20 protein-coding genes are annotated in these 18,558 nt (G+C 70.5%); 10 read left to right on the top strand and 10 right to left on the bottom strand.

Going from position 1 to position 18,558, the window contains the following annotated elements; genetic code table 11:
• Positions 1–819: 819 nt before the first annotated feature.
• A complete protein-coding gene (locus ACLQ28_RS01885; RefSeq protein ID WP_425684444.1) occupies positions 820–1,350 on the bottom strand; it encodes a M48 family metallopeptidase in 531 nt (176 codons plus the stop codon).
• Between the two features lie 513 nt (positions 1,351–1,863).
• On the opposite strand from ACLQ28_RS01885, the gene ACLQ28_RS01880 reads away from it, so the two are divergent.
• The 3 genes from ACLQ28_RS01880 (at position 1,864) to ACLQ28_RS01870 (ending at position 4,715) form a co-directional block, all read left to right on the top strand.
• Positions 1,864–2,034 (top strand): DUF5679 domain-containing protein, encoded by a 171-nt coding sequence (locus ACLQ28_RS01880; protein WP_167457767.1) that lies wholly within the window; start codon positions 1,864–1,866, stop codon positions 2,032–2,034.
• 225 nt (positions 2,035–2,259) lie between these two features.
• Positions 2,260–3,372, top strand: a complete 1,113-nt coding sequence (locus ACLQ28_RS01875; protein ID WP_425684443.1) for a TOMM precursor leader peptide-binding protein — start codon at positions 2,260–2,262, stop codon at positions 3,370–3,372.
• Positions 3,369–4,715, top strand: a complete 1,347-nt coding sequence (locus ACLQ28_RS01870) for an ABC1 kinase family protein (RefSeq protein WP_425684442.1) — start codon at positions 3,369–3,371, stop codon at positions 4,713–4,715. Before ACLQ28_RS01875 ends, ACLQ28_RS01870 begins: the two co-directional genes overlap by 4 nt.
• A 55-nt stretch (positions 4,716–4,770) precedes the next feature.
• Here ACLQ28_RS01870 and ACLQ28_RS01865 read toward each other — a convergent pair whose 3' ends face one another.
• The 4 genes from ACLQ28_RS01865 to ACLQ28_RS01850 all read right to left on the bottom strand — a co-directional run bounded on the left by ACLQ28_RS01865 (position 4,771) and on the right by ACLQ28_RS01850 (position 8,040).
• On the bottom strand, positions 4,771–5,007 hold the full coding sequence (locus ACLQ28_RS01865; RefSeq protein ID WP_425684441.1) for a hypothetical protein: 237 nt from the start codon (positions 5,005–5,007) through the stop codon (positions 4,771–4,773).
• Between the two features lies 1 nt (position 5,008).
• Positions 5,009–5,374 carry a WhiB family transcriptional regulator gene (locus ACLQ28_RS01860; RefSeq protein ID WP_425684440.1) on the bottom strand — a complete coding sequence of 122 codons (366 nt, stop codon included), beginning with the start codon at positions 5,372–5,374 and terminating at the stop codon, positions 5,009–5,011.
• 129 nt (positions 5,375–5,503) lie between these two features.
• Positions 5,504–5,752 (bottom strand): hypothetical protein, encoded by a 249-nt coding sequence (locus tag ACLQ28_RS01855; protein WP_425684439.1) that lies wholly within the window; start codon positions 5,750–5,752, stop codon positions 5,504–5,506.
• A gap of 122 nt (positions 5,753–5,874) precedes the next feature.
• Positions 5,875–8,040, bottom strand: a complete 2,166-nt coding sequence (locus tag ACLQ28_RS01850; RefSeq protein ID WP_425684438.1) for an ATP-dependent DNA helicase UvrD2 — start codon at positions 8,038–8,040, stop codon at positions 5,875–5,877.
• Positions 8,041–8,132: 92 nt separating this feature from the next.
• Between ACLQ28_RS01850 and ACLQ28_RS01845 the strand changes: the two genes are divergently transcribed.
• Positions 8,133–8,375 carry a mycoredoxin gene (locus tag ACLQ28_RS01845; protein ID WP_425684748.1) on the top strand — a complete coding sequence of 81 codons (243 nt, stop codon included), beginning with the start codon at positions 8,133–8,135 and terminating at the stop codon, positions 8,373–8,375.
• Between the two features lie 88 nt (positions 8,376–8,463).
• Here the strand turns inward: ACLQ28_RS01845 and ACLQ28_RS01840 are convergent, their stop codons facing one another.
• The gene (locus tag ACLQ28_RS01840) at positions 8,464–9,744 is read right to left on the bottom strand and encodes an MFS transporter (RefSeq protein ID WP_425684437.1); all 1,281 of its coding nucleotides are present in this window, start codon (positions 9,742–9,744) and stop codon (positions 8,464–8,466) included.
• Between the two features lie 218 nt (positions 9,745–9,962).
• On the opposite strand from ACLQ28_RS01840, the gene ACLQ28_RS01835 reads away from it, so the two are divergent.
• The 3 genes from ACLQ28_RS01835 (at position 9,963) to ACLQ28_RS01825 (ending at position 11,744) form a co-directional block, all read left to right on the top strand.
• Complete coding sequence (locus ACLQ28_RS01835; RefSeq protein WP_425684436.1) at positions 9,963–10,943, top strand: helix-turn-helix domain-containing protein; 981 nt, start codon at positions 9,963–9,965, stop codon at positions 10,941–10,943.
• A gap of 74 nt (positions 10,944–11,017) precedes the next feature.
• The gene (locus ACLQ28_RS01830; RefSeq protein WP_425684435.1) at positions 11,018–11,257 is read left to right on the top strand and encodes a DUF397 domain-containing protein; all 240 of its coding nucleotides are present in this window, start codon (positions 11,018–11,020) and stop codon (positions 11,255–11,257) included.
• Between the two features lie 211 nt (positions 11,258–11,468).
• On the top strand, positions 11,469–11,744 hold the full coding sequence (locus ACLQ28_RS01825; RefSeq protein ID WP_425684434.1) for a hypothetical protein: 276 nt from the start codon (positions 11,469–11,471) through the stop codon (positions 11,742–11,744).
• 127 nt (positions 11,745–11,871) lie between these two features.
• On the opposite strand, the gene nudC is transcribed toward ACLQ28_RS01825, so the two are convergent.
• Genes nudC through ACLQ28_RS01805 form a run of 4 tightly spaced genes read right to left on the bottom strand, consistent with a single transcriptional unit; the run spans position 11,872 to position 15,736 of the window.
• Complete coding sequence (gene nudC / locus ACLQ28_RS01820; protein ID WP_425684433.1) at positions 11,872–12,831, bottom strand: NAD(+) diphosphatase; 960 nt, start codon at positions 12,829–12,831, stop codon at positions 11,872–11,874.
• Positions 12,832–12,877: 46 nt separating this feature from the next.
• Positions 12,878–14,224 carry a M16 family metallopeptidase gene (locus tag ACLQ28_RS01815; RefSeq protein ID WP_425684432.1) on the bottom strand — a complete coding sequence of 449 codons (1,347 nt, stop codon included), beginning with the start codon at positions 14,222–14,224 and terminating at the stop codon, positions 12,878–12,880.
• Positions 14,221–15,531, bottom strand: coding sequence for a M16 family metallopeptidase (locus ACLQ28_RS01810; RefSeq protein ID WP_425684431.1), 1,311 nt, complete (start codon positions 15,529–15,531; stop codon positions 14,221–14,223). The genes ACLQ28_RS01815 and ACLQ28_RS01810 overlap by 4 nt, the downstream gene beginning before the upstream one ends.
• Before the next feature lie 10 nt (positions 15,532–15,541).
• The gene (locus ACLQ28_RS01805; RefSeq protein WP_425684430.1) at positions 15,542–15,736 is read right to left on the bottom strand and encodes a hypothetical protein; all 195 of its coding nucleotides are present in this window, start codon (positions 15,734–15,736) and stop codon (positions 15,542–15,544) included.
• Between the two features lie 104 nt (positions 15,737–15,840).
• Here ACLQ28_RS01805 and ACLQ28_RS01800 point away from each other — a divergent pair, with 104 nt between their 5' ends.
• From ACLQ28_RS01800 to ACLQ28_RS01790, 3 genes are read left to right on the top strand one after another with little or no spacing between them, the layout of a single operon-like run.
• Positions 15,841–16,905 (top strand): ABC transporter substrate-binding protein, encoded by a 1,065-nt coding sequence (locus ACLQ28_RS01800; RefSeq protein WP_425684429.1) that lies wholly within the window; start codon positions 15,841–15,843, stop codon positions 16,903–16,905.
• On the top strand, positions 16,902–17,681 hold the full coding sequence (locus tag ACLQ28_RS01795) for an ABC transporter ATP-binding protein (protein WP_425684428.1): 780 nt from the start codon (positions 16,902–16,904) through the stop codon (positions 17,679–17,681). Before ACLQ28_RS01800 ends, ACLQ28_RS01795 begins: the two co-directional genes overlap by 4 nt.
• Positions 17,671–18,555, top strand: a complete 885-nt coding sequence (locus ACLQ28_RS01790; protein WP_425684427.1) for an ABC transporter permease — start codon at positions 17,671–17,673, stop codon at positions 18,553–18,555. Before ACLQ28_RS01795 ends, ACLQ28_RS01790 begins: the two co-directional genes overlap by 11 nt.
• Positions 18,556–18,558: the final 3 nt, after the last annotated feature.

The raw sequence follows: 18,558 nt of genomic DNA, 5'->3' as shown, positions 1-18,558 counted from the left end.
GACCCGGCCTGGCCTGGCCCGACCTGATCCGCCCTGGCCTGACCCCGTCCGGTCTGGGTCCGTGATCCCCGCCGGCCCGACCGGCCCAGTCCATCCCAGCCCTGGCCCGCGACCCCGCCGGCCCGACCGGCCCGACCGGCCCAGTCCTGGCCCTCGACCCCGACGGCCCGACCGGCCCAGCCCTGGCCCGTGTCCCTGCCTGCCCGACCGGCCCGGTCCATCCCAGTCCTGGCTCGTGATCCCTGCCTGCCCGACCGGCCCGGTCCATCCCAGTCCTGGCCCGTGATCCCTGCCTGCCCGACCTTTCAAAACCCACCCAAGCTGTTCCGGTTTGCCCTGATTTAGCCCGCCCACCTGCCCTTTCTGGCCTGGGTCGGCCTGCCTCCAGCCAGGCCTGAGGCGTGATCGACTCCATATCGGCGATGTTGGGTCATCCCGGAACGTTGATACCCCCATGTCGGGGATATGGAGTCGATCAAGAACGTTTCGCGGCAGACCGCTCCGGCGGCACCGCTCAGGGCCGAGCTGGGCGGGGAGAGCGACAAAAGATGATCCGGCGCGAACCACGGGCCGAACGGACGAACAGGCGTAGGCGGGGCGAGCGCGCGGGCAAACGAGTGAGCAGGCGGGCACAGGCGCACAGACAAGCGAGCGGGCCGGCGAGCGGCTGAACAGGCGGGCCCAGCGGAACGAGTGTGCCGACAGGCGGGCAACCGAGCGGACGGGCAGGCGAGCCGGCCGGTGGGCGAACGGACGGGCAGGCGAGGCCGGTGGGCGAACGGACGGGCAGGCGAGCCGGCCGGGCGGGCAGGGGCGAGGTCAGGTCGGGGCCGGAGCACCGGAGGCAGCGGCAACACCCTCCAGGTAGCCGCGGGCGCGTTCCGCTTTGGGGTAACGGCCGACCAGCGCCCAGAACCGGGCGTTGTGGCTGGGCACGATCAGGTGCGCCAACTCGTGCAGCAGCACGTAGTCGATCACCCAGTCGGGCATTTCCTGCACGCGGTGCGAGATCCGGATGCTGCGGTCGGCCGGCGTGCAGGAGCCCCATCGGCCGTTCTGGTTGGTGACCCATCGGACGCTGGCCGGCACCGCCTTCGTGCCGTACGGGGCGAGGTAGAGATCGATGAGCCGGGTGGCTCGGGCCAGCAGTTCGGCGTCGGAGCGGGCCAGTCGACCTTCCCGGGCGGCGAGCCGGGCGAGCATCCGGTCGACCCACTCGCTCTCCTCGGCACGGGAGAACTGGTCCGGGATGAGGACGACGACTCGCTCACCGTCACGGTACGCAGACACCGTGCGTCGCCGACGCTGGCTGCGCCGCACCTCGACAACCGGCTTGCGCGTCCCCGCCATCACTGGCCCGCGCAGCCTCGGCTACGTGTCACGAGGGAAAGCTAATGCGTACTGACCAGGGGTCCGCAAGAGTCAACCGCGCGACACGCGCCCAGAATATGGTGATTGGTCGCCAGGCGTCCCGAAAATTTCTTGACCGCAGCGCCATCGCGCCATCTCGTCACCCTTCGTGAACACCGATGGCGTCGGTACGCGGCACCCCTCCACCGTAGGTGATCACCGTCCCGGATGCTGCCGTGGGGGCACTCGCACGGGTGGCTGTGAGGGTTTGGTCGGCGTGTCCCCGCCAAACTGACTTATCCGACCTATTTCGCCATGCACACTCTCGACGTCGACTTGCTCACAGTGTCGATGCACAGCTGACATGGAACTGCCCAGACCTGGGTAGGGTCCGCGGACCAGCGGTCACGAAGGTGGCCGTGGAGTGAGACCCAGCGCCGGCGCCCCGTGTGGCCCGCCGCCGGGCACCCCGCCGGGACGGCATTGACCGGCGGACGAGACGAGGAGGGCACCGTGGCCGACCAGGCCCAGACGACCTACAACGGTTACTGCGTGAAGTGCAAGGAGAAGCGGGACTTCGAGGGACACGTCGAGGTCTCGAAGACCGGAATGAACATGGCTAAGGGCAAGTGTCCGGTATGCGGAACAACAGTGAACCGCATCCTGGGTAAGGCCAAGGTCTGATCCGTACGGGTGGCGGGGGTGGGGTGGCCGGTGGCCGCCCCACCCCGTTGCCGTTTCGGGATGCCGGCGTCGGCACGGGTCGTCGGCGGTCTGTCGGGTGACCGACAGACCGCACTGACGGGCTGTGGAAAACCCGCCAGATCCTGTGGACAACGCAGGACAGGGGCCTGGCCGCCTGTGGACAACGATCGACCGAACGCGAAGTTGCGGTCACCATTTGTGACCATGAGCCACACCGTGCTGCCCCGCCCCACGCTGTTACCCGGCCTCAATCGGCTCTGGCGCGACCGACACACACTTCAGCTCGGTGTCGGCCCCGGGCCCGCCGTGCTGCTGGAGCTGGCCAACCCGCGGGCCGCCCACCTGCTCGACCTGCTCGACGGCACCCGCAGCGAGCGCGCCGTACTGGCCCAGGCGGCCACCGCCCGGGTCACCACCGACGATGCACGTACCCTGCTCGACGCCCTGCGTGCGGCGGGCCTGCTGGTGCCCGCGCACAGCCTGCTCCCCCGTGACCTGGCCGGTACGGTCCGATCCCGGCTCACCGCGGAGGCCTGTGCGCTGGCCCTGACCGCCGCTCGGCTGCCGGGCACCCCAGCGCAGGTCCTGCGTCGGCGGCGGACCGCCCGCGTCGTGCTCACCGGTGCCGGTGCGCTCGGCGGGCCGCTGACGGTGGCGTTGGCCCAGTCCGGCGTCGGGCAGGTGATCCCCCTTCTCAGTGGCCCGGTACGCCCCGTCGACCTGGTCGGCACGGGCATCCCCGCCAGCGAGCTCGGCCACCCACTCGCACCAGCGGTGCGGGCTGCCGTCGACCGCGTCGCCCCGGGCACCGGCACCCAGCCGGGCCGGGTCGGCCGGGTGGACCTGGTGATCCGGCTCGGCACCGACCGACCGCCCGCGCTGATCGCCGCCGGTCACGCTCAACGCCGGCAGCCACACCTGCTGGTCACCTTGCGCGAGGGCGTACCGGTCATCGGGCCGCTGGTCCGCCCGCCCGCCGGTCCCTGCCTGCACTGCGTCGAGCTGCACCGGGCCGATCGCGACCCGGACTGGCCGCGGCTCGCCGCCCAACTCGCCGCCGCCGACCCGGTGGCCGCCGGCGCGACCGGCATTCTGCTCGCGGCCATCGGGTACGCGCTGGCCGAGGCACTGACGCAGCTTGACGGCGGGCAGCCGGAGACACTGGGTGGGGCCATGGAGATCACTGGTGCCGGCCGTTTCCGTCGGCGGGGCTGGCCGCCACACCCGGCGTGTGGGTGCTCGCGGGGGCGAGTGTCCGCACCAGCCCAGCCGCAGAGCAGCAGCGGAGCCCTCCGGTCGGTAACAATGACCGAGTGACCGACATCCCGCGCCGCGCCGTGTCCCGCACCGCCAAGCTCGCCGCCCTGCCGCTCGGCTTCGCCGGCCGGACCGTTCTCGGCATGGGAAAGCGCGTCACCGGGCTCGCCTCCGACGTGATCTCCGCGGAGATCCAGCAGCGCACCGCCGAACAACTGTTCAGCGTGCTCGGCCAGCTCAAGGGCGGGGCGATGAAGTTCGGCCAGGCGTTGTCGGTCTTCGAGGCCGCGTTGCCGGAGGAGATCGCCGCGCCCTACCGCCAGGCGCTCACGAAGCTTCAGGAGGCGGCGCCACCGCTACCGGTCGCCAGCGTGCACAAGGTGCTGGCCGAGCAGCTCGGCCCGGACTGGCGGGATCGGTTCGTCGAGTTCAACGACGTTCCGGCCGCCGCCGCCAGCATCGGCCAGGTGCACCGGGCACGGTGGCGGGAGCCGGGGGTCGACGACTCGGGCGCGCCCAACGGCTGCGACGTGGCCGTCAAGATTCAATATCCGGGTGCCGGGGAGGCACTGCTCACCGACCTGAAGCAGCTCTCCCGTTTGGCCGGGATGTTCCGTGCCATCCAGCCCGGCCTGGACGTCAAGCCGCTCCTGGTCGAGCTGCGCGAGCGGATCACCGAGGAACTGGACTACGAGCTGGAGGCCGAGTCGCAGCGCACCTTCGCTGCCGCGTACGCCGACGACCCGGAGATCTACATCCCGAAGGTTGTGCATGCGGCGCCTCGTGTGCTGGTCACCGAGTGGGTGACGGGCACCCCGTTGGCTGACATCATTCGGGAGGGCACGGAGGAGGATCGGGACGAGGCGGGCCGGTTGATGGCCACCCTGCACCTCTCCGCGCCGCAGCGGGCTGGGCTGCTGCACGCCGACCCGCACCCGGGAAACTTCCGGCTGCTGCCCGACGGGCGGCTCGGGGTGATCGACTTCGGTGCGGTGGCCCGGATGCCGGAGGGCACACCGGAGCCGATAGGTCGCATCGCCGCGCTGGCCCTGCGCGGCGACGCTGACGGGGTGGTGGCGGGGCTCCGGTCGGAGGGCTTCATCGGCTCCGCAGAGGAGATCGACGCCGAGGGGGTGCTCGACTTCATCCGTCCGATGCTGGAGCCGATCGCGGCAGATGGGTTCCGGTTCACCCGGGCCTGGCTGCGGGGCGAGGCGGGCCGACTGGCGAGCCCTCGCTCTCCCACGTACCAGCTGAGCAGGCAACTCAACCTGCCGCCGTCGTACCTGCTGATCCACCGGGTGACGCTCGGGTCGATCGGGGTGCTCTGCCAGTTGGAGGCGAAGGCACCGTACCGCAGCATCCTGGAGCGCTGGCTGCCCGGCTTCGCCCCGGTCGTCTGAGGACGTCAAGAAGGGCGGGTGCCGGTCGGCACCCGCCCTTCTCAGTGGGGTGGTACTAGAGAACGCCCAGGTCGCGAGCCGTCTGGTTGCGGCTGTTCATGGCGACGGTACGGGCGGATCGGGTTGCCTCAGTGCTCGTGGTGGTACGACCGGCCTGAGGCCGGCGCATTCGAGCCCGGGACAACGCTTCGTGGAGTAGTTGCATCTCGAAGGCACCACTCTGGACGTTGAACATTGTCTTCTCACTCACTGCCGGCAGGGCACCGGCGTAGTTGGTACGGGTCGGGAACATGTCAGGCTGCCAGCCGGACCGCGCCGCGCACCTCGGACAGCCCATTGGCCGCCAGGCGCGCCTCGGCCTCGACCCGAAGCTCGGCGTCGCGAGCGACGTCCTCCTTACGCGGACGGCCGCGGGGCCGCTTACGCGGGACAACCGCGCCACGCTCGAAGATCTCGCCGCCCCAGACGCCCCACGGCTCCGCTCGCTCCACCGCCCCGGCCAGGCACTCGACGCGCAGCGGGCAGTCCCCGCAGAGCGACTTGGCCAGCTCGAGCTCGGCAGGCGAGTCGGAGAACCACAGGTCGGGGTCGAACTTCCGGCAGGGCAGGTTCGCCTCCATTTCGACGCTCACGTCGAGGGGGGCCAACGCCAGACTCATCTCCCGGTCACCTCTCTCTCACTTCGATCTCGTGGATCGCATTCCGACGTACTTACGGCGGGCAAAAAACTGAGGCCGCGGATCCCGGTAACGGGTTCCGCGGCCTCGAGGTGAGCCGGTGTCTGATGGTCAGACCGGTTTACCTCGAGGTGGAACGCCGCGGACATCCATGCGCTTCTTGGCGACCCGGATGCCATTGCCCGTGAAGCCACTGGTCCCTTCGACTCCGGCGAGCGCGACGGTCAGGGTCAGCTCGGCCTGAACCTGGTGCACCTGCGGAACCGACGGTCGTGCAGCCAAAAGAGCCACGCAAACAGCCGACAGCGGAGCGTGGACAGACGGCATCGCCGTCGGACGCTCATAGGTGAAGATCTCCACGGGTGCCACCTCCCTCACGTTCCTCGAATCGACTGGACCAACCCCGGTGAGCAGCCGGAATGGCGCCGCTCGCGTGGTGTGTTCTGAGGCTATTCCTCGCGCCGGGGCGAGGGCAAACGAATTTAGGACGAGATTTCGAAAGTTTTCTCCGGGCAGACGTCGTCCACCCCTGCGCCCCCCACCAACGCCAGCACCGACTCCCCGTAAAGGCCCAGCTTGCGGGGGCCGATACCGGCGATGGCGATCAACTCCTCGGACCGGGCTGGTCGCCGCTCGGCCAGCGCGATCAGCGTCGCGTCGGTGAAGACCACGTACGCCGGGACCTTCTGCGCCCCGGCCACCCGCTGCCGCCACTCGCACAGCCGTTCGTGCAGCTCATCGTCGATGTCGGATGGGCAGGTGGGGCAGCGGCCAAGCTTGCGGTCCGGGCCGGCGAGCAGGGTGGCGCCGCAGATCCGGCAGGAGACGATCTGCGTTCGACGCCGCTCGGGGCGGCGGGCCGGACCGGCGCCGCTGACTGCCCGCTCGGTGCCGCCGGAGCGGTCCAGCTGGGGCAGGAACCTTGACGGCCGCCGGGCTCGCCCACCCGACGAGCGCGCGACGGCGTACGACAACCAGAGCCACTGCCGCGCACGGGTGATCCCGACGTAGAGCAGCCGACGCTCCTCCTCGACCTGTTCGACGGTCTTGGCGTACGTCGTTGGCAGGGTGCCCTCGGCGAGACCGACCAGGAAGACCGCGTCCCACTCCAACCCCTTGGCCGAGTGCAGCGAAGCGAGGGTCACCCCGTCCACCGTCGGTACGTGCTGCTGGGCGGCCCGGCGGGCCAACTCCTCGGTGAAGTCGGAGAGGGTGACGGGGCGTTCCACCGACGCGGCCTCGCCGATCGGCACGACCTCGGGGGTGGCCGCGTACTCCTCGGCGAGTTGGACCAGCGCGGACAGCGCCTCCCATCGCTCGCGGGCGGCGCCACCGGCCGGGGGCGCGTCCGGGGCCCAGCCGACCGCGCTGAGCGCCTCGACGACGGCGGCTGGCAACGGCGTCTCCCCGCCGACCGATCGGGTTGCGGCGCGCAGCGCGACCATCGCCTGGCGCACCTCGGCCCGCTCGAAGAACCGCTCCGCGCCCTGCACGACGTACGGCACCGCGGCCTCGGTGAGGGCCTTCTCGTACGCCTCGGACTGCGCGTTGACTCGGAACAGCACGGCGATCTCCTTCGCCGGCGTGCCCGCCTCGATCAGCGACCGGCAGCGTGCGGCCACCGCGTTCGCCTCGGCGGGCTCGTCGGTGAAGATCCGCAGATCGGGCTCCGGGCCGGGTGGGCGTTGCCCGATCAACTCCAGCCGCAGCCGCGCCTCGGTGCCTCGGGCCTGGGAGATCACCGCGTTGGCAAGCCCGACCACCTGCGGGGTGGAGCGGTAGTCGCGGACCAGCCGGACCACGGTGGCGTTCCGGTGCCGGCGCGGGAAGTCAACCAGGTACGCCGAGGTCGCCCCGGTGAACGAGTAGATCGTCTGGCTGGCGTCGCCGACGACGGTGAGGTCGTTGCGCCCACCCAGCCAGGCGTCCAGCAACCGCTGCTGGAGTGGGTTGACGTCCTGGTACTCGTCGACCACGAAGTGCCGGTACTGGCCACGGACCTGCTCGCCGACATCCGGGTGTTCCTCGATGCCCCACACCGCAGCACGCAGCATGTCCTCGAAATCGATCACGCCGTTCGAGCGTTTGAGCTGCTCGTACGCGGTGAACACCTCGGCCACCTTTGCCGGCTCGTGCGGTGTGTCACGTAGTGCCCGGGCTGCGGAGACGACGTAGTCCGTCGGCTCGACCAACGACGACTTGGCCCATTCGATCTCGCCGGCCAGGTCGCGCGCGGCGGCCCGGTCGGCGCGCAGGCCGACTCGGGCCGCGGCGAGAGTGACCAGCCGTACCTTGCTGTCCAGTAGCTCGGGCATGGCACGGCCGGCCAGCAGCCGGGGCGCGAAGTATCGCACCTGGCGTAACGCCGCCGCGTGGAATGTGCGCGCCTGAACGCCCTTTACCCCGAGTTGGGCGATTCGGTGTCGCATCTCGGCGGCGGCGCGGGCGGTGAAGGTGACCGCGAGCACGTGCCGTGGGGAGATTTCACCAGAAAGCGCACGATGGGCGATCCGGGAGGTGATCGCCCGGGTCTTGCCGGTGCCGGCGCCGGCCAGGATGCAGACTGGGCCTGCGGGTGCGGTCACCGCGGAGCGTTGCTCCGGGTCCAGCCCGGCGAGCACCTGTTCCGACGCTGAGTGAACCACCACAACCAGGAATCATCTCAGCTCCTCCGAACGTTGCAGCGAACAGCCTCGGCTTGATCCGCAAGCCGCGGCCGGAGGAGTTGGAGGATCCGACAATGCTGACGATGTATTCCACCCCCTGGTGCGGCTACTGCCACCGGCTCAAGTCGCAGTTCGACCGGGAAGGCATCGGGTACGAGGTGGTCGACATCGAGCAGGACCCGGAGGCCGCGGAGTTCGTGATGAGCGTCAACGGCGGCAACCAGACGGTGCCCACGATCCGCTTCACCGACGGCAGCGCCCTGACGAACCCCTCGATCACCCAGGTCAAGCAACACCTGGAAGCCCTTAACGCCTGACCGGCCGGGTCACTCTCGACGAGCGGTCGCGCCACGTGGGGCGACCGCTCGTCGTGTCCGGTATCCGTCACCCCGTGGGCGCCGGTAGTCACAGACCGGTCGGCGTCCTCGGCCGGTTCGCGTCCTCTACCGGTCGCCGGGGCGCCGGGAGGGTCGGACGGGTCGGCGGCGTGGGTGGGCGGGTGCCGGGCGGAGCGCTCAGGTGCCGACCCCGCCAGAGGTAGCTGCCAGCGGCCAGCGTGGCCACTCCGACCAGCGCGAACAGCACCCGGTAGTCCAGGAAACCGACCAGCAGGGCGCCCGCCCCGATGGAGAACGCCTGCGGCCCGCTGACCACCGCCTGGGTGGCCGCGGCGACCCGGCCGACCAGCGCGGACGGGGTCCGCCGCTGGATCAGCGTGTGCAGGCCCACCATCGTCAGCGGGAGCGAGACGCCGGCCAGCAGCACCGCCGCGAAGGCGAGCCGGAGATCGGGGTACGCGAGCGCGAGCGCGGCCGGGGAGAAGAAGGCGACGCCTGCGGCCAGGGTGCCGACCTCCCCCAGCCGGCGGACCAGCGCCGGTGAGCAGAGCCCGCCGAGCAGCCCGCCCACGCCCTGCACGGTGACCAGCACACCCACGAACGCGGCGTCGCGGTTCAGCCCCTGGTCGACGTAGGCGAAGATGAGCGACTCACTGAAGCCCATCACCAGTGACCCGAGCCCGTAGCCGAGCAGGGCCCGACGCAGGGCCGGCTCGCCGGCCAGGTGCCGCAGACCGGCACCCAACTCGGCCGGCCAGCGCAGTCGCATGGTCGGCGGCACCTGTTGCGGGGTGGGCAGCGCCATCACCACCGCCGCCGCGGTCAGAAATCCGACCATGCCGATACCGGCCAGCGCCCAGCCGCCGAGGGCCGCGTAGAGCGCCGCGCCAACCAGCGGGCCGATCAGTCGCATCCCCTGGCGTACGGTCTGCAGCACGCCGTTCGCCTCGGCCAGCAGCTCGACCGGCACCAACTCCCGGATGAGCCCACTGAGCGCCGCGCCGAGCGTGATGGACGACAGTCCGTACAGGGCCGCCACCAGGTAGACGATCCAGACGTCACCCGCGTCTCCGACGAGGAACAGCGGGGTGAGCAGCGCCGCGGTGATCACGTTCGCGGCGACGAAGAACGGCCGACGCGGGTAGCGGTCGACGAACCAGCCGATCAGTGGTGCCAGCGTCATCGGGGCGACGACGGCGAAGATGGTGCCGCCGGCGAGCCCGTTGGAGCCGGTCAGATCCTTGACCCAGATGGCGAGCGCGAGCAGCAGGATCGACTCGGCGGTCATGCTGGCTAACAAGCCGCCGAAGAGCAGGCGGAAGTCGGGTCGGCGCAGGACGGTGCGCATGGGGGTCCCTCCGGCGGGGATGGCATGCCCAGGTGGGCGTGGTCGACGGGGCTGCGACCGTAGGTCCGTCGTCATCCGGCGTACCCGTGGTCCATTTTTCGCAAGACACGCCCCCGCCGGTACCTCCGACGCCGGTCGCGCCGTCCATACTGACCGTGGGGGGCGAATTTCATACAGTTACCGTCGCGTCTGCGGCGGTCGACGGGAAAGAGGACACTGTGCCTCCTGCCTCACCCGGCCCGATCATGCGTCGTCGACGGTTGGGCGTAGACCTGCGCCGCCTGCGCGAAGCTGCGGGCCTCACCGGTGACCAGGTCATCGAACGAATCGGTTGGGCGTCCGCGTCCAAACTGTCCCGCCTGGAAAACGGCCGGAGTCGGCCGGACCCGCAGGACGTCCGGGTTCTGCTCGACCTCTACGGCGCCGACGCGGCGGCGCAGGAAGAGTTGCTCGCGTTCGCTGAGGCCGGCGACATCAAGGTCTGGTTGAAGAACTTCCCGGTGATGACGCAGCAGCAGCGCAGCTGGGCCGAGTTGGAGGCGGGCTGCGCGGAGATCTCCGAGTACAACCCGGTGCTGGTGCCGGGCCTGTTGCAGACCCCCGAGTACGCGCAGGTCCGGATCGTCTCGGCTCGCGAGGTGAGCGCGGGCGCCGGCGAACCGGAGCCTGGCGACGAGCCCGAGACCGAGGTCCAGGCGCGAATGGCCCGCCAGTCGCTGCTCACCCGGGAGCCACACGCGCCGCGTTACACCGCGGTCCTGGAGGAGGCGGCCCTCGTCGGCCGCCGCGCCGGGCCGCCGGAGGTGCTGCGCGAGCAACTGGTCCAGCTCTGCCATCTGTCGCAGCAACCCAACGTGACTCTGCATGTACTGCTACGGGACACTCAGGTGGGCAATTGGTACCTTCCGCCGACCGCGTTCTCCGTCTACCGGTTCGCCGATCCCCTCGATCCGGAGACATTGGCCATCGAAGGTGGGTTCACCGACGTCATGTCGACCGAGGCGATCACGCTAAATAGCTATAAAGTGGTGTTCGAGTGGCTATGCACGGCAGCACTTAGCAAATCGGACACCCGCTCTTGGCTGATCGAGGCGACGGGGCGGCTGACCGAGGCGGTGCCCCAATCCACAGTGGCGTTCGGGCCGGCAACGGCGCCGTCCCAACGCCGCGGGGATTCGGGGCGGCTGACGGACCGGTGATCCACGGGGGACCCTCCGTCGGGGCGTGCGGCACCACTCGTCCCATCGGATCGGTTCACATCAGGAGTAGAACCATGAACGACATCCGCACAACGCCGTCCGTCTCCGCCCACTCGTTGGCGGACGCCCCGTGGCGTACCAGCACGCGCAGCCAGACCTCCAACTGCGTCGAGGTCGCCCCGCTGAGCACCGGCCCGTCGGCGGTCGCGCTGCGCGACAGCAAGGACCGAGGCGGCCCGGTGTTGCTGTTCAACCGGGCAGGATGGCTCGGCTTCATCACTGGAGCGAAGGGCGGCCAGTTCGATCTGAACTGACCTGGTAACTGGGACGGGGCCGCCGGCGTACTGCCGGCGGCCCCGTCGCGTTGCGTGCTCAAGGCCCCTGAGCAGCCATCGGATGATCGGACGAGGCTCAAAACCGATAGGCGCGTTTGCGTTGCTGGAATGAACACGCGGCGTAACATGGCCCTCGAATACGTGGAACTTCCACACTGGCTCATCCGTCGCGGTTCATCCGGAGACCCTCATGCGGTTCCTGATCGTTCGCACCGACATCCGCGCCGTCGCAGACGGGGACATCGCCGCCGCCTGGGCGGACGGCCACCGACTTCGCGACGAGACGACCACGCCCGAGCCGCGCCGGCAGACCGTGCACGCCGAGGACCGGGACGCCGCACTGCTACTGGCCCGCGCCCTGGCCACCGTCGGCGCAGTCCGCGCCGGCAAACAACGGGTGAAGGTCCTGCCGCTGAGCGAGCCCCGACCCGCCTTCCGAAACAGACCAGGCCGCACCAGCACCTGATTCCACCGCACGTCCGTCGTGGTCGGACCGGCTCCCCCGCCGCGTTACTCGCACCCGCCGACCACGACGGCCCGTGTTCCCGGCCCGTGACCGCCGCGGCAACGGCGGCCACGGGCCGGGACCGTGCTCAACGGTCGGCGTCCACCCAGCCATCCAGCCAACGGTGGATGAGGAACAACGCAATCGACGACGGGGGCGGCAGGATCAGCCGAGCCCCATCACCGACGTCCACCGTCTGCCCGGCCAGCGCCGCCCCGATCTCCCGGCGGTCGAACCACCGGGCGTACGCGATCTCGGACGGGTCGACCTGCACCGGCTCCTTCGGGTCCGCGACGGCCAGGAACCCAAGCATCAGCGAGCCGGGGAAAGGCCAGGCCTGGCTGCCCACGTACCCGATGCGCCCCACCCCGATGCCCACCTCCTCGCGGACCTCGCGCAGCACGGCGGCCTCCGCCGACTCGCCGGGCTCGACATAGCCGGCCAGGCACGAGTAGCGCCGACCGCCCGGGGTGCCCGGCCAGCTGGCGTTGTTGCCGAGCAGGCAACGCCCGTCCGGGCCGTCCACGCCGTCGTGCACCAGCACGATCATCGCCGGATCGGTACGCGGCCAGATCCGCCCACCGTTGCGATCCACCCGGGACCAACCGGCCTCGTCCATCGCGGTCGGTGCCCCGGTGCTCGTCGAGTAGCCGTGCCGGGTGTGCCAGTTGACCAGCGCCAGTGCGGTGGTGAAAATGCCGGCCTCCCGGTCGGCGAGCAGGTGGCCCACCTCGCGCAGGTTGACCGCCCGGGTGCCCGGTACGGCCGGCAGCGGCGCGTCGACCGCGAAGACCGGCACCCCGTCCGGCTCGACACCGAGGAACATCGCCGTCGACTCGGACCCGGCGGGCACGTCAGCCGAGCTGAACAGCACCAATGCCGGAGGCGTGGTGCCCGTACGGGCGAGCGTCCGACCTTCGTCGGTCGAGTCGAGTAGCAGCACCCGGGCACGCAGCCACGCCTCGGTCAACCACTGCGAGTTACCCCGCCGGTGTGCGGCCCGATCCAGCGTGGAGCGGGCCAACGGCGGCGCCGCCTCCCCGTTCACGCCAGCCCTCCGCTGCTGAGTCGCCTGGCACGCGCGCTGCGCTCGCTCACGAGACAGGCTCGGTTCGAATCGTGGTCAACGCGGCCAGCCCCGGCGTGACCCGCTCCGCGTCGCCGAGCACCACGATCGCCGCACGGGCTGGTGCCAGGTACCGGGCCGCCGCCTGCGCGACGTCGTCGATACTGGCCTTCGCCAACCTCGCCGCGTACTCGGCGAGGAAGTCCAGGCGTAGCCCGTTGCCCGCGTACGCGCTGGTCAACGCCGCCAACCCGGCCTGAGTGGACATGCCGAGTTGGAGAGTGCCCAGGGCATACTGGCGGGCCTGCTCCAACTCCTCGGGCTTCGGTGGCAGCGACGCCAGCCGACCCAACTCGTACGTCGTCTCGAGCAGCGCCGGCCCGGTGACCTCAGTGGCCACCTCGGCGGAGGCGACCAGCACCGACCCGGCGACGGAGTGCTCGATCCCCGAGTGCGGGCCGTACGTGTAGCCCTTGTCCTCGCGGATGTTCTCCACCCAACGGGAGGAGAAGTAGCCACCGAAGATCAGGTTGGCCAGTTGCAGCGGGGCGTGGTCGGGGTCCGTGCGGGACACCGCCGGAAGCGCGATCCGCAGCGAGGACTGCACCGAACCGGGCCGGTCGACCAACAGCAGCGGCCCCGGCTCCAGCGGCGGGGTCGCCGGCAACTCGGCGGTGCGCCCGGCGCCCGCCCAGCCGCCGAGCGCCCGTTCGGCTGCGTCCAGGGCCCTTTCCGGCTGCACGTCGCCGACCAGCACCAACTGCGCGCCGGCCGGGTGCACCCGCTCCGAGTGCAGGGTACGTAGCGCCGTCGGCCGGACAGCCCGGATCTGGCCGGGCTCCGGGGTCTGCGTCGCGTACGGGTGCCGGCCGTAGACCCGCTTCAGCAGCGCCTCCCGGGCCAGGTGCGCCGGCTGGCTCTGCGCCACCTGGATCCGGTCGACAAGTCGGTCCCGTTCGGTGGAAACCTCGTCGCTGGGATAACTGGCGCTGGTCAGCACCTCGGCCAACAGCTCCAGCATCCGGTCCAGACCGGTGACCAGGCCGGCACCGGCGAGCATCAGCCGGTCCGGGTCGACGCCCGCGGAGAGCCCACCGCCCACCTTCTGCAACTCGGCGGCGATCTGCACGCTGGTCATCGACTCGGTGCCGGACAGCATGGTCTGCGAGAGCATCGCGCCGCGCGCCACGTGGACCCGACCGAACGGCACCCAGAGCCGCAGCTCGACCAGGGGCACGGCGGGCCGGCGTACGGCGATCACGGTGAGGCCGTTGCGCAGCGTGCGCTCGGCCTGCTTGGGCACCTTGAGCTTGCGGTTGGGGCCGAGCGGGGGCAGCGTGCGTGGCCCGGCGGGAGCAGTGGTGGCAGTGCTCATCGGGCGCCTCCGGCAATGACCTCGATCGCGGCCCGACGCTCCGGGCGCAGGGTGGCCGCAGCGGCCCGGACCTGCTCCTCGGTGACCTCGCCGACCAGCCGGGGCAGCTCGTTGAGCAGGCCCGGTTCGCCGCGTTGCTGTTCCAGCACCGCCATGCGCAGCGCCCGGCCGAGCACCGCGTCGGTGTCCCGCAGCAGGTGGGTCGCCATCCGGGCCTGGGTGCGGGCCAGCTCACCGTCGGTCAGCCCGTCGCTGGCCAGCCGGTCCAACTCCTCGTCGATGGTGCGCAGCACCTTGTCCACGTCTCCCCCGGGTGGCAGGTGCGCCTGCAACAGCAGTGCGGTGGGATCGCGTACGTCGAACGGGTCGCCCATGAAGCCGAGGTAACCGCCGAGGCTGGTCACCGTGCGGTCACGCTGCACCAGGCGCTCGACCAGCCGCGACGCGTCCCCGTCGGTGAGCACCTCGGCCAGCACCACGTACGGCAGGTAGCCGGCGAAGTCCGTGACCGGGTCGGGCACACGCCAGGCGCCGGCCACCGCCGGCAGCGGAGCCAGGGCATCGGTGTACGAGGTACGCCGCTCGGCAGTCAGGTCGGGCTCGGTGAAGTCGGGCCGAACCGGCGCGAGCCGGGCCGGCACGTCGCCGAAGTGCCGGTTGACCAGCTCGGTCGCCTCGGCCACGTCGATGTCGCCACTGACCGCGAGCACCGCGTTGCCGCTGGCGTAGTAGCGACGGAAGAAGTCCGCAGCGTCGGCGACGGTCGCCGACTCCAGATCGTCGAAGGAGCCGTAGCCGTCGTGTGCGTTCGGGAAGGTGTCAAACATGACCGGCGGCAGGGTCAGCCAGGGAAAGCCGCCGTACGGCCGGTTGAGGACGTTGACCCGGATCTCCTCCTTGACCACGTCGACCTGGTTGCGCAGGTTTTCCTCGGTCAGCCGGGGGCCGCGCATCCGGTCCGCCTCCAGGAACAGCGCGCGTTCCAGCGCGTTGCTCGGCAGCGTCTCGAAGTAGTCGGTGTAGTCCAGGTGGGTGGAGCCGTTGAAGGTGCCACCGGCGCCCTGCACATGCCGGAAGTGGGCCAACTTCTCCAGGTTTTCCGAGCCCTGGAACATCAGATGCTCGAAGAGATGGGCGAAGCCGGTGCGCCCCTCCGGCTCCGAGCGGATGCCGACGTCGTAGACCACCGCCACCCCGATGACCGGGGCACTGCGATCGGGTGTGAGCACCACCCGCAGGCCGTTGTCGAGGGTGAACCGCTCGACCGGATACTTCGTCGCTGGAATTCTGGATCTCCGCGCCGCCACGGGATCGACCCTAGCGCGTCGGCACCGCCGCCACCCGCGACCTCCCCGGAGCCGCCGCGACCGGGGCTGTTACCAGGGGTAGCACCTCGGCGCCGACCCGCTCGGCTTCCTCCCGGCGGAATCTGGCCTGGGCGGCGGTGATCCGCTCCGGACTCATCCCGGCCAGCGGCAACAACCCTAGCAAGCTGGTAGGAAATACCGACATATCTGAGACGTGACATCCCGCCATGTGGATGCGTCTTGACGCTAACCACAGCCTGGCCCACTCTTCCTACCAACTAAGTAGGAATACTGCGGATTGGATGGACGATGAGACGGCTTCCCCTGCGCCGGATGGTCACCCTGGCCACCCTCGCCGCCCTCAGCGCGGCGACTCTGGGCAGCACCGCCGCGTGCGGCGACGACAGCGACGGCACGGGTGGCAGCTCCGGCCCGGTGACGCTGCGTCTCGGCTACTTCCCCAACATCACCCACGCGCCGGCGGTCGTCGGCGTGGAGAAGGGCATCTTCGCCGAGAAGCTCGGTGCCGACGTCAAGCTGGACCCGAAGACCTTCAACGCCGGCCCGGAGGCCATCGAGGCCGTCTTCTCCGGCGCGTTGGACGCCACCTACATCGGTCCGAACCCGACCGTGAACGCCTTCTCCAAGTCCAAGGGGGAGGCCGTCCGGGTCATCTCCGGCGCGGCCTCCGGCGGCGTGGCGCTGGTGGTCAAGCCCGGCATCAGCGGCGCGCAGGACCTCAAGGGCAAGAAGGTCGCCACCCCGCAATTGGGCAACACCCAGGACGTGGCGATCCGCTACTGGCTCAAGCAGCAGGGTCTGACCACCACCAAGGAGGGTGGTGGCGACGTCAAGATCGTCCCGCAGCAGAACGCCCAGACCCTGGAGACGTTCCGAAGCGGCGCGATCGACGGCGCCTGGGTGCCCGAGCCGTTCGTCTCGCAACTCCTGAACGCCGGCGGCAAGCTGCTCGTCGACGAGCGCGACCTGTGGCCGGACAAGAAGTTCGTCATCACCAACCTGCTGGTCAGCACGAAGTTCCTCAAGGCGCACCCGGACGTGGTGCAGAAGCTGGTCGACGGCCAGGTGGCCGCCAACGAGTTCGTCAACACCAAGCCCGACGAGGCCCAGCAGGCCATCTCCGATGCGATCGGCAAGATCACCGGAAAGCCGCTGGACCTGAAGCTGATCAAGCAGGCGTGGCCGACGTTGGAATTCACAAACGACCCGATCCCCTCCTCCCTGAAGGCTGGGCTCGACCACGCCGTCGAGGTCAAGCTGACCGACCCGGTCGACCTCAAGGGCCTGTACGACCTCAAGTACCTCAACAACGCGCTCAAGGCGGCTGGCAAGCCCGAGGTCGTCCAGCCATGACGTCGACCACGACGACACCGGGAAGCGCGACCACCGCGGTCGCGCTCTCCGGCGTGACCAAGGTGTACGGGCGCGGGGCGAGCGCCGTCCTGGCGCTCGACGGTGTGTCGCTGGACGTCGCGCCCGGCGAGTTCGTCTGCCTGGTGGGCGCGTCCGGCTGCGGTAAGAGCACCCTGCTCAACCTGGTCGCCGGGCTGGACCGGGTCAGCGGTGGACAGATCACCCTGGCCGGCGACGCCAACCCGGGCCTGATGTTCCAGGAGCCGGCGCTCTTCCCGTGGCTGACCGTCGACGCCAACGTGGAGGTGCCGCTGAAGCTGCGCCGGCTGCCCCGGGCCGAGCGCCGCGAACGGGTCGCCGAGCTGCTGCGCACGGTGCACCTGGCCGACTTCGGCCGCAAGCGCCCGCACGAGCTCTCCGGCGGCATGCGGCAGCGGGTCGCACTGGCCCGCACCCTGGCCCTGGAAACCCCGGTGCTGCTGATGGACGAGCCGTTCGGCGCGCTGGACGCGATGACCCGCGACATCCTGCACGACGAGCTGGAGCGGATCTGGTCCGAACGCCAACTCTCGGTGCTCTTCGTCACGCACAACGTCCGCGAAGCCGCCCGACTCGCCGACCGGATCATCCTGCTCTCCAGCCGACCCGGTCGGATCATCTACTCCACCGAGGTGGACATTCCGCGCCCACGGCGGATCGACTCCCCGGAGGTCGCCGCCATCGCCGCCGAGGTCACCGAGCGGCTCCGTACGGAGGTGGGCCGCCATGGCCAGTGACACCCTCACCAGCTCGGCGCGTACCGACGCGGAGATCTCCGGCCTCGACGCTCTGGAGATCGCCGGCCGGGACAAGGAGGCCTCCCGGGGCGCCCGTATCTGGGCGGCCACCTGGCCCAAGCTGGCGGCGCTGGCCATCGCCATCGCGGCCTGGCAGTTCGTGGTCTGGTCGGGCTGGAAGCCGCCGTACTCCCTGCCGGGGCCGCTGGAGGTCGGCCGCGAGCTGATCACCCAGGCCCAGGGCCCGCAGCTCTGGGACGGCCTGCTCACCACGTTGCGCCGGGCCGCCGTCGGGTACGTCTTCTCGGTCGCCGTCGGCCTGCTGCTGGGCCTGGCGGTGGCCCGGTCCACGGTGCTGCGCGCGGCCATCGGCTCGATGATCACAGCGTTGCAGACCATGCCGTCGATCGCCTGGTTCCCGCTGGCCATCCTGCTCTTCGAGCTGAGCGAGAAGGCCATCTTCTTCGTGGTGGTGCTCGGCGCGGCACCGTCCATCGCCAACGGAGTGATATCCGGTGTGGACTACGTGCCGCCGCTACTGCTTCGCGCCGGCCGCAACCTGGGTGCCCGGGGGCTCAACCTCTACCGGTACGTCATCGCACCCGCCGCCCTACCGGCGATCGTCGCTGGTCTCAAGCAGGGCTGGGCGTTCTCCTGGCGCAGCCTGATGGCCGGTGAGCTCCTCGTGGTCGGCATCTCGCAGACCTCGCTCGGCGCCCAGCTGACCTACTCCCGCGAGCTGTCCGACGCACCCTGGCTGCTCTCCACCATGATCGTCATCCTGGTCCTCGGCCTGGTCGTGGACGCCGCGTTCGGCGCGGCGGACAAGGCGATCCGGCGTCGCTGGGGCGTGCTCGACCAGGCGGGCAACTGACAG

The organism is Micromonospora sp. DT201 (assembly GCF_049841575.1).
Classification (GTDB): Bacteria; Actinomycetota; Actinomycetes; order Mycobacteriales; family Micromonosporaceae; genus Micromonospora.
The sequence above is the reverse complement of the archived record's forward strand: the minus strand, read 5'-3'. Positions and strand labels throughout refer to the sequence as shown.